This window comes from Peribacillus frigoritolerans, from assembly GCF_001636405.1.
GTDB classification, from domain to species: Bacteria; Bacillota; Bacilli; order Bacillales; family DSM-1321; genus Peribacillus; species Peribacillus frigoritolerans.
On record NZ_KV440950.1, the window covers coordinates 226502 to 237500 of the forward strand.

The following is a 10999-nucleotide window of genomic DNA, read 5'->3' on the forward strand; positions in this document are numbered from 1 at the left end:
CATTTTTTTCAAAAACACCAAGCACTTTACCTTCTTGGCATAAAAAAAAACCCACCCGATATGAATGAGTTTTTTGTTTATGTAAAATAACTGCCGTGCACCTTCTGTCGATTAGCAACCATAAGCGTTACTTAAGCAGTTAGCTCGGCCCAGGCAACCCTGCGGCACATGAGAACTTCCACTTAATGCTGCTTCCTTCCGGACCTGACATGGTTCATGGAGTCCCATTGCGCAGGACCCGGGCGTCAACACCACTTACTTAAGGCAGGCCCTACAGAATGCTAACCTCGAGAAGGGATTCAACCTCGCTAGAGCGGATTGCGAGTACAGGGCACCGCTACCTCCCCGTCTAGCACGGCAAAAGTAATACCAATTTCATAGCGTCATGTCGACGCATAATTCATTATACTAAGGTAACAAAAAAAACGCAAGTGTTGTTCTTGGACAGTTCAATTCCAAATTTACCAAATGAAGCAAATACTATCTTCAACGTTCGTTTTTCACTTATTTATTTTCTTCGGCAAGCTTGAGTGCCTGCTCTCTTTTCAACGTTTTCTTTCTATCCCTTAGCTCTTTAAAAAAAGAAGTCAATATCCAGCCGCACTCTTCCCCCAATACACCGCTGGTTACATCACATTGATGGTTGAAGCGTTCATCTTGGAGTAAATCCATGAATGTGCCTGCACAGCCAGCCTTTGGGTCATGCGCTCCAAAAACAACCCTTTTCACCCTTGATTGCAAGATGGCACCGGCACACATCGGGCAAGGTTCCAGCGTTACATATAATGTCGCATCTTCAAGACGCCAACTGCCAGTAGCACGGCAAGCCTCATTGATTGCAAGGAGCTCCGCATGTGCTGTCGCATTCTGTTCCGTTTCCCTCAGGTTATGCCCCGTCGAAATAACTTGATCATCTATTACGATTAAAGCGCCAATCGGCACTTCATTCAATTGCCGCGCCTTTTTTGCTTCCTCTAAGGCTAAATTCATGTAATGAACATCATCCTTCAAAAAAAAACCCCCTCATATTAAATAGGAGTAAACAGACAAATATAAGCCAAAATAAAGGTCATACTACTTGTTCTAATGAATAGTAACGCATTCGGCATATGTGCTGCAAGTAAATTCTCACAATACAGGAGGATATACCATGAATCGACCTGAATCGCCTTCCTTTGCATTGCTTATCATTGATATGATCAATGACTTTGACTTCAAATACGGGAATATGCTCCTTGCACATACGAAACTTATCGTCGATCCGATCTTGAAATTAAAGAAGCAAATGAAAGAAAAAGGTTTTCCAATCATTTATATCAATGATCATTATGATTTATGGCAGGCAGACTTCGATAAAATTATTGATAAATGTAAAAATGAAGGTAATGCCTCATTAATTGAAAGAATAAAACCTCAACAGGACGAATTTTTTCTCATCAAGCCGAAGCATTCAGCATTTTATGGGACGGCACTCAATACACTGCTTAAACGATTAAACGTGGATACCCTGATCATTACTGGCATAGCTGGCAACATCTGCGTGCTATTCACTGCCAATGATGCCTATATGCGGGAATATAAATTATGGATTCCGAAGGATTGCATAGCTTCTGCATCAAAGGAAGATAATCATTACGCATTAAAAATGATGAACCATGTTCTCAAGGCATCCATAAAACAAGGTGAAGACATGTAAGCATTCAATCGAACAAGGCATTAACCTACATACCTCCCCAATTAACACTCTTTCATTCTCTTTCTTTATCAACCTGACAAAAATGTCACTAAAGTCCCAAGTCTGTGATACAATATCTCTTGGCGAAAATCCTATGACCGGGAATTTTAGCTTGATACCTCATGAAGGAGGACAGATTGGATGAAATCCACCCCATTTATCACTGTCGAAGGTCCAATCGGCGTGGGAAAAACATCACTCGCAAAAGTTATCGCTGATCATTTTCAAATTTCATTATTAAGGGAAATTGTCGATGAAAATCCATTTCTCGGGAAATTCTATAAAGATATTGATGAGTGGAGCTTTCAAACAGAAATGTTTTTTCTGTGTAACCGTTATAAACAATTGGAAGATATCGAAAAAAAGTATCTTACTAATGACCAAGCCGTAGTGGCTGATTATCATATATTCAAGAACTTGATATTTGCTGAAAGAACGTTAAAGAACGAACAATACAATAAATACCTTGAGATATTCAATATTTTAACACGTGATATGCCTGAACCTAATATGGTGATTTATTTAAACGCAAGCCTTGATACTCTCCTCTCCCGAATCGGTAAAAGAGGTCGTGAAATCGAAGAAAATATATCCTCCATTTATTTAGAGCAGTTATCCGCGGATTATCGAACATTCATGGAAACATTCGAGAAACAGCACCCTGACATCCCTGTTCTTACATTCAACGGAGATGAGCTGGATTTTGTCGGGAACAAGGATGATTTGAAAACGATAATCAGCCAAATAGAGAATGCCCTGCACAAAGGAGTAAAGTCAAATGAACTTACGAAAGAAATATAATATTCCAAACAACGCCGTCATTACGATAGCAGGGACGGTTGGCGTAGGAAAATCGACCATGACCAATGCGTTAGCCGATGCCCTTCAATTCAGGACATCATTTGAGAAGGTTGATACGAACCCCTACCTGGATAAGTTTTACGATGATTTTAATCGTTGGAGTTTCCACCTGCAAATCTATTTCCTCGCTGAACGTTTTAAAGAGCAAAAAAAAATCTTTGAATATGGCGGCGGTTTTATCCAAGACCGTTCCATTTATGAAGACACCGGGATATTTGCAAAAATGCATTATGAAAAAGGCACGATGAATGACGTGGACTACGAAACGTATACAAGCCTTTTCAATGCCATGGTAATGACGCCATACTTCCCGCACCCTGATTTACTTATCTATCTCGAAGGTTCACTCGATGATATCCTCAACCGGATCCAAGAGCGCGGCCGTCCAATGGAACAGCATACCCCAATTGAATATTGGCAGGAAATGCACGGCCGTTACGAAGAATGGATTGATCAATTCAACGCCTGCCCTGTCCTTCGATTAAATATAAACGAATATGATCTTATGCAGGATGAAGCAAGTATCGAACCTCTTATAAAACGGATTGCCGAATATATGGAGCAAACCAAGTTGTTGCGAAATGTGTAAAACAAAAAAACCACCGGTTATCCGGTGGTTTTTTAATATATTAGAAAACAAAAATTCCGTTACGTAACTGTAACGGAATTCATCGATATCCAATTTATGCGCTGTGGTTATTAATAAGTTATGGAGGAGGTAGAGGGATTCGAACCCCCGCGGGATTTGACTCCCCTGTCGGTTTTCAAGACCGATCCCTTCAGCCGGACTTGGGTATACCTCCGTATCAACATTTATTATATTACATGGAATCAAAATCAAAGTCAAGCCCTCTATAAAGTTTTTTAAAATAATTTTCAAACTTTGATAAAAAGGGGAATCAGCCTCTTTAACCAGAAGCTGATTCCCTTTGACTTACGGTTTAATGACTTCCGCACCGCGCATATATGGACGTAATACTTCAGGAATGATAACACTGCCATCTTCCTGCTGGTAATTCTCCAAAAGGGCAGCGACTGTACGGCCGATTGCCAAACCTGATCCATTTAGGGTATGGACGTGTTCCGGTTTGCCTTTTGCATCACGTCTGAAGCGAATATTGGCCCGTCTAGCCTGGAATGCTTCAAAGTTACTGCAAGAAGAAATTTCGCGGTACGTTCCATAGCTCGGGATCCAAACCTCGATATCATACTTTTTAGCAGCTGTGAAACCAAGATCTCCTGTACACATGCTTAGCACTCGGTATGGAAGACCCAGCAATTGGAGGACCTTTTCGGCATGACCTGTGAGATTTTCCAACTCTGCATAGGAATCTTCCGGCTTCACGAACTTCACTAGTTCAACTTTATTGAACTGGTGCTGACGTATTAGCCCTCGCGTATCACGACCCGCAGATCCTGCCTCTGAACGGAATGAAGCACTATATGCCGCATAGCTAATCGGCAGATCGTCCGTGCTCATGATTTCATCACGATGGAAATTTGTCACCGGCACTTCAGCTGTAGGAATCAAGAAGTAATCATCACTTTCAATACGGAAAGCATCCTCTTCGAATTTTGGCAATTGACCTGTCCCGGTCATGCTTGCACGGTTCACCATATATGGTGGCAGCATTTCTTCATATCCGTGTTCCTCAACATGAAGGTCTAACATAAAGCTAATTAGTGCACGCTCTAATCGAGCACCAAGACCCCGATAAAATACAAATCTGCTTCCGGTCACTTTTGCTGCCCGTTCAAAATCCAGGATGCCTAGATCTCCAGCTACATCCCAGTGTGGTTTCGGTTCAAACTTGAATTCAGGTAGCTCCCCCCATTTACGGATTTCGACATTATCGTCTTCCGTCTCACCAACAGGCACGCTTTCATGCGGTATATTAGGAATGGAAAGAAGTAATGTTTCTAATTGTGCTTCCACTTCACGAAGCTCATCATCGAAACCTTTTATACGGTCACCGACTTCACGCATTTCCGCAATCAACTGATCTGCATCTTTTTTCTCCCGTTTCAATATGGCCACTTGCTGTGAAACTTCATTTCTTTGGCTTTTTAACTTTTCCGTTTCAGCAATCAGGGTCCGGCGCTTTACATCAAGTTCCTCGAATTTTCCTAAATCAGTTAAATCTTCCCCTCTGAATTGCAATACACGCTTCACTTCTTCAAAATTATTTCTTACATATTTCAAATCCAACATTTCAGTTCCTCCTTAATGTTTTTGATGATTTATCAAAGAACGCAAAAAACTCCCGTCCCCTGAAGAAGGGACGAGAGTTAACCCGCGTTGCCACCCTAGTTGAAGGCGTATGAAAAACGCCTACCACTTATCACGATAACGGCTTTTAACCGAAAGTATTTACTGACCCAAAAGGCTTTCCATACTCTGCTCCAGGAGGGATTCACAAAACTCTCACACCGATTTCCACCAGCCATCGGCTCTCTGTAGAAAGAAATACTTGTTACTATTTCCTGTCATTGCTTTCTTATATAATCAAATTGTTTTCCATAATGTACTATAATTTTATACATTTAGCAACCGTTTTATACGCGAAACTTAAAACCAGCCTTTAACAGTGGAAGCCACACTGCTCCAAACGTCTCCAAAGAATCCGCCAACCGCCCGCATTGATAATACGAACCAGTTTGCCTTTTCAACGGATTCGGCAGCTACGACGTTAACCTTAACTGGATCGCCGTTGATGTACCCGTAATCTTCTCCTTTTTTAGGAGTGACTGTGATGTAGCCTAGCTTTTCACCTTTTTTGATTGGTGCAGTCAGCTTACCATCATCATTCAATTTGTTTTTATCGATCACTAAATCTGTTTTATAGTTGTCTTTCCCACCATTTTCAACAAGTAGCTCGATTGCTTTTTCAGATTGAATCTTAACGTCTTTTTCCTTGCCTTTCACTACTGAAAGTGTTTCTTTGCCTTTCACCTGGTAGTTGGCTGGAAGGACTTTTTCCTTTTTAAATGTAGCATAAGCATAGTTCATAAGCTTAGTGCTATCTGCAAAACGTTCGTTTTTATTAGTGGACTTCATGACCACCGTGATATAGCGCTGACCGTCCTGGATAACCGTCCCTGTATGGCCATAACCGGCAAAGTCGGTAGATCCCGTCTTTAGTCCATCTACGCCTTTATATTCAAAAATCAGGCCAGGCAGCATCCAGTTGAAGTTCGGATATTCTTTTCCGTCACGGAACTTCAATTTAGGAATGCTGGCGATTTTTAAAACTTCCGGATAATCATTTATTAAACGATAAGCAAGAAGTGCAGTATCTTTTGCTGTCATGATATTTTCATCATCTTCATCACCTGAAGGATATTGCCCTAATAAATCGGAGTTATTCAAACCGCTGGCGTTAACGAATTTATGATTTTTCAAGCCTAATTCCTTTGCTTTTTCGTTCATTAACTTAACGAAGCTCTTTTCACTTCCGGAAACTAGCTGTGCTAAAGCTACTGTTGCCGCATTTCCTGAATAGACGGCCATAGCTTGATATAGTTCCTTAACTGTATAATCTTCACCTTCCGTTAACCCAACATTCGACAAATTGGGTGCTTTTGAAAGGTCATGTACATATTTATTTATTTTTACTTTTTGATCCCAACTGATTTTCCCATTTTCAATTGACTCCATTATGATGTACTCGGTCATCATTTTAGACATGGATGCAATCCCTAATACTTTATCGGCATTTTTTTCATACACGATTTGTCCCGTTTCACCATCGATTATGATGGCTGCCTCTGCTTTTAAACCTAAATTATCAGATTCAGCAACAGCTTCCCCCGGTTGATAGGCAAATTGCGACATAACAAGAACAAAAACAAAAGAGAAAATGAGGGTCATCTTGCTGATTTTTTTCAATTTCCAATACCTCCAACTTTTAAGCTAATCTCTATAACAAAGAAGAAACTTTATGTAAATCCCTTGACACCTTGTCTAGTTTATCACAGAAAAAATAAAAAAAATAGACAGAGTAATCGCAGACTCTGTCTATTTTAACAATAAATTTTAATGACGATTATATGTTAAATTCATTACATTGAGTAGTTCGGTGCTTCTTTAGTGATTTGGACATCATGTGGATGGCTCTCCCTTAATCCGGCACCGGTCATTTTGACAAATTGAGAGTTTTCTCTCAACTCTTCCAATGTGGCTGTACCGCAATATCCCATACCTGAACGAATGCCGCCAATCAGTTGGAAAATGGTATCTGAAAGAGGTCCTTTGTACGGAAGGCGCCCTTCGATGCCTTCTGGAACAAATTTCTTGTTATCTTCCTGGAAGTAACGATCTTTAGATCCTTTTTCCATTGCAGCAACAGATCCCATACCCCGATATACTTTAAAACGGCGACCTTGGAAAATTTCCGTTTCGCCAGGGCTTTCAGTTACACCTGCAAGCATACTGCCAAGCATTACTGCATGTCCGCCTGCAGCCAGGGCTTTAACGATATCACCTGAATATTTAATTCCGCCATCAGCGATAATCGTTTTACCATGCTTTCTTGCTTCTGTTGCACAATCGAAGACTGCCGTGATTTGTGGAACACCTACACCGGCTACAACCCTAGTCGTACAGATTGACCCTGGTCCGATTCCCACTTTCACTACATCGGCTCCCGCTTCAATCAATGCTTTCGTCCCTTCAGCTGTTGCCACATTACCGGCAATGATCGTCAATTCAGGATAAGTCACGCGGATTTCCTTCACCATTTCAAGGACGCCTTCTGAATGACCATGAGCAGTATCAAGTACAATTGCATCGACATGGGACTTAACAAGCATTTCAACACGCTTCATTGTATCCTTAGTGACTCCGACTGCAGCACCTGCAAGCAATCTCCCTTGCTTATCTTTCGCCGAATTCGGGAACTCAATGACTTTCTCGATATCCTTGATCGTAATAAGTCCTTTAAGAACTCCATTATCGTCTACAAGAGGAAGCTTTTCGATTTTGTACTTTTGAAGAATCTTCTCTGCTTGTTCCAAGTTAGTTCCTACTGGTGCTGTGACGAGATTCTCAACAGTCATGACACTGGAAATCTTCAAGGAAAAATCGGAAATAAATCGCAAATCACGGTTTGTAATGATACCCACAAGTTTTTGATCCTCAATATTGTTGACTACAGGAACACCCGAAATGCGATATTTACCCATTAAATGCTCTGCATCGAATACCTGGTGATCTGGCGTCAAGAAAAATGGATCGGTAATTACACCGCTTTCTGAACGTTTTACTTTATCCACCAGTTCAGCTTGTGCTTCAATGGACATATTTTTATGAATGATACCCAATCCGCCTTGACGAGCCATGGCAATCGCCATCTCTGCTTCCGTCACGGTATCCATTCCTGCACTGATGATAGGAAGGTTGAGCTTTAAGTTTTCAGCTAAGTTGACTTGAAGGTTGACATCTTTCGGCAAAACCTCTGATTTCGCTGGAATTAATAGGACATCATCAAAGGTTAAACCTTCTTTTGCAAATTTATTTTCCCACATTATTTTCCCCTCCTGCTTAAAAATATTATTTGTAGGTTATCAATAGGACATACTACTGTCAAGAAGAGAAATAAATGTTTGATTATTCTATTAATTCGGAGGACAGCTGCAATGCCTGAAAACAATGATAATTTCGATAAATATACACCTTTTTTTTCCGCATCTTCCTCTCAACTTTTTTTACAAAAATGTTACACACAAGAAAAAATAGCAGAAGCGGAAATCAAAAGTTATGATAATTGTTATCCATTTATTTACCATCTTGAACATGCTAAAACTTACTATAATCAGGCAGCCATTGCACCACTTTCCATTCAACCAATCCTTACATTTTATGGATTTGCCCAATTATTAAAGGCTTGTCTGCTCACGATTGATCCTAACTATCCGGAATCGACTTCGATGCTTGCCCATGGGGTAACTACGAGGAAAAAGAAAAAGCAACAATATGAATTTCTGAAGGATGAAGTAAAAACGCAAAAAAATGGACTTTTCACCTGCATCGCCGAGAAGTTATTTCATATCAAGCATCTGGAAGGTGAAAAGTTTTCCATGGGTACACTTATGAAAGAAATCCCGGATATGCAAAACTTTACATGGTCCATTTCCAAGAAGAATTTCGTCGCCCTGCTACCCTCTCCCAATGGTTTTCAATTGCCTTCAACCATATTGGATAGCTATCAAATGTCCAGCAGTCGATTGGAAGAATTTTTGAAAGCTAAAACGAATCAAATTTACAGTATTTTGGAAGCTCCCGGAACACTGCACTTAAAAACAGAGGGTGTTCCCATTCATAATGCCACATCTCCAATACGGTATAATTTAGCAGAAGGACAATTCATGCTATCTCTAAATAAAGATTCGTCCGCATTTTCATTACCTGAACTTTTGATTCACTATTTGATTTCTTATAACCTTAGCATAATAGCTCGTTATGAAACAGAATGGTGGGCAGAGCTGATGAAAACCATGCCTAATGACGATTACCCTTGCATTGTGCAATTCCTTAAAATAAGCCAAGCTAAGGTGCCATTTTTAATATTTGAATGGATTAAGTCGGAAAGGTTCCACATCTGATCCTTCCAACACCATATTGGTGAAATGATCTGATCTGAAACGACAAAAAAAGACCAGCCGGATGGCTGATCTTTTTAAATGGCTTGGCGGCGTCCTACTCTCACAGGGGGAAACCCCCAACTACCATCGGCGCTGAAGAGCTTAACTGCCGTGTTCGGAATGGGAACGGGTGTGACCTCTTCGCTATCGCCACCAAACATAAAAGGAACGTTGTTCCTTCAAAACTAGATAATAAGAAGGTATTTCATTTTTTAAAAAGCGTTGGTTAAGTCCTCGATCTATTAGTATCAGTCAGCTCCACATGTCACCATGCTTCCACCTCTGACCTATCAACCTGATCATCTTTCAGGGATCTTACTAGCTTGCGCCATGGGAAATCTCATCTTGAGGGGGGCTTCATGCTTAGATGCTTTCAGCACTTATCCCGTCCGCACGTAGCTACCCAGCTATGCCTTTGGCAAGACAACTGGTACACCAGCGGTGCGTCCATCCCGGTCCTCTCGTACTAAGGACAGCTCCTCTCAAATTTCCTGCGCCCGCGACGGATAGGGACCGAACTGTCTCACGACGTTCTGAACCCAGCTCGCGTACCGCTTTAATGGGCGAACAGCCCAACCCTTGGGACCGACTACAGCCCCAGGATGCGATGAGCCGACATCGAGGTGCCAAACCTCCCCGTCGATGTGGACTCTTGGGGGAGATAAGCCTGTTATCCCCGGGGTAGCTTTTATCCGTTGAGCGATGGCCCTTCCATGCGGAACCACCGGATCACTAAGCCCGACTTTCGTCCCTGCTCGACTTGTAGGTCTCGCAGTCAAGCTCCCTTGTGCCTTTACACTCTACGAATGATTTCCAACCATTCTGAGGGAACCTTTGGGCGCCTCCGTTACTCTTTAGGAGGCGACCGCCCCAGTCAAACTGCCCACCTGACACTGTCTCCCACCCCGATAAGGGGCGCGGGTTAGAATTTCAATACAGCCAGGGTAGTATCCCACCAACGCCTCCACCGAAGCTGGCGCTCCGGCTTCTCAGGCTCCTACCTATCCTGTACAAGCTGTACCAAAATTCAATATCAGGCTGCAGTAAAGCTCCACGGGGTCTTTCCGTCCTGTCGCGGGTAACCTGCATCTTCACAGGTACTATAATTTCACCGAGTCTCTCGTTGAGACAGTGCCCAGATCGTTACACCTTTCGTGCGGGTCGGAACTTACCCGACAAGGAATTTCGCTACCTTAGGACCGTTATAGTTACGGCCGCCGTTTACTGGGGCTTCGGTTCAAAGCTTCGCTTGCGCTAACCTCTCCCCTTAACCTTCCAGCACCGGGCAGGTGTCAGCCCCTATACTTCGCCTTGCGGCTTCGCAGAGACCTGTGTTTTTGCTAAACAGTCGCCTGGGCCTATTCACTGCGGCTTTTCTGGGCTATTCACCCTAAAAAGCACCCCTTCTCCCGAAGTTACGGGGTCATTTTGCCGAGTTCCTTAACGAGAGTTCTCTCGCACACCTTAGGATTCTCTCCTCGCCTACCTGTGTCGGTTTGCGGTACGGGCACCTTACATCTCACTAGAGGCTTTTCTTGGCAGCGTGGAATCAGGAACTTCGGTACTATATTTCCCTCGCCATCACAGCTCCGCCTTAATGGAAACGGGATTTGCCTCGTTTCCGGCCTAACTGCTTGGACGCGCATATCCAACAGCGCGCTTACCCTATCCTTCTGCGTCCCCCCATCGTTCAAACGATGTATAGGTGGTACAGGAATATCAACCTGTTGTCCATCGCCTACGCCTTTCGGCCTCGGCTTA

General features: G+C 42.5%; 8 protein-coding genes, 1 tRNA gene, 2 rRNA genes, 1 other RNA gene and 1 other annotated feature (1 of these 13 only partly in view). Of the genes, 4 read left to right on the top strand and 8 right to left on the bottom strand.

Annotation, left to right across the window (positions count from 1 at the left end; translation table 11 throughout):
- Window positions 1–93: 93 nt before the first annotated feature.
- Window positions 94–358, bottom strand: an RNA gene (gene ffs / locus A6755_RS01180) — signal recognition particle sRNA large type.
- A 146-nt stretch (window positions 359–504) separates the two neighbouring features.
- Complete coding sequence (gene tadA, locus A6755_RS01185; RefSeq protein WP_283866896.1) at window positions 505–1011, bottom strand: tRNA adenosine(34) deaminase TadA; 507 nt, start codon at window positions 1009–1011, stop codon at window positions 505–507.
- Between the two features lie 139 nt (window positions 1012–1150).
- On the opposite strand from tadA, the gene A6755_RS01190 reads away from it, so the two are divergent.
- The 3 genes from A6755_RS01190 (at window position 1151) to A6755_RS01200 (ending at window position 3185) form a co-directional block, all read left to right on the top strand.
- On the top strand, window positions 1151–1696 hold the full coding sequence (locus A6755_RS01190) for a cysteine hydrolase family protein (RefSeq protein ID WP_063589581.1): 546 nt from the start codon (window positions 1151–1153) through the stop codon (window positions 1694–1696).
- 180 nt (window positions 1697–1876) lie between these two features.
- Window positions 1877–2536, top strand: a complete 660-nt coding sequence (locus A6755_RS01195) for a deoxynucleoside kinase (protein ID WP_063589582.1) — start codon at window positions 1877–1879, stop codon at window positions 2534–2536.
- Window positions 2514–3185: a deoxynucleoside kinase gene (locus A6755_RS01200; RefSeq protein ID WP_034316271.1), complete on the top strand. Its 672-nt coding sequence runs from the start codon at window positions 2514–2516 to the stop codon at window positions 3183–3185. Before A6755_RS01195 ends, A6755_RS01200 begins: the two co-directional genes overlap by 23 nt.
- 121 nt (window positions 3186–3306) lie before the next feature.
- On the opposite strand, the gene A6755_RS01205 is transcribed toward A6755_RS01200, so the two are convergent.
- From A6755_RS01205 to guaB, 4 genes are all read right to left on the bottom strand, one after another.
- Window positions 3307–3399, bottom strand: a tRNA-Ser gene (locus A6755_RS01205).
- A gap of 131 nt (window positions 3400–3530) precedes the next feature.
- The gene (gene serS, locus A6755_RS01210; protein WP_034316273.1) at window positions 3531–4808 is read right to left on the bottom strand and encodes a serine--tRNA ligase; all 1278 of its coding nucleotides are present in this window, start codon (window positions 4806–4808) and stop codon (window positions 3531–3533) included.
- Between the two features lie 63 nt (window positions 4809–4871).
- Window positions 4872–5096: a binding site (T-box leader), on the bottom strand.
- A 69-nt stretch (window positions 5097–5165) separates the two neighbouring features.
- On the bottom strand, window positions 5166–6485 hold the full coding sequence (locus tag A6755_RS01215; RefSeq protein ID WP_241638003.1) for a D-alanyl-D-alanine carboxypeptidase family protein: 1320 nt from the start codon (window positions 6483–6485) through the stop codon (window positions 5166–5168).
- A gap of 173 nt (window positions 6486–6658) precedes the next feature.
- Complete coding sequence (gene guaB, locus A6755_RS01220; protein WP_034316275.1) at window positions 6659–8122, bottom strand: IMP dehydrogenase; 1464 nt, start codon at window positions 8120–8122, stop codon at window positions 6659–6661.
- Window positions 8123–8233: 111 nt separating this feature from the next.
- Between guaB and A6755_RS01225 the strand changes: the two genes are divergently transcribed.
- Window positions 8234–9199, top strand: a complete 966-nt coding sequence (locus tag A6755_RS01225) for a YaaC family protein (protein ID WP_063589583.1) — start codon at window positions 8234–8236, stop codon at window positions 9197–9199.
- 81 nt (window positions 9200–9280) lie between these two features.
- Here the strand turns inward: A6755_RS01225 and rrf are convergent.
- Window positions 9281–9396, bottom strand: a 5S ribosomal RNA gene (rrf, locus tag A6755_RS01230).
- 64 nt (window positions 9397–9460) lie between these two features.
- Window positions 9461–10999: ribosomal RNA gene (locus A6755_RS01235) — 23S ribosomal RNA — on the bottom strand (it continues 1394 nt past the right edge of the window).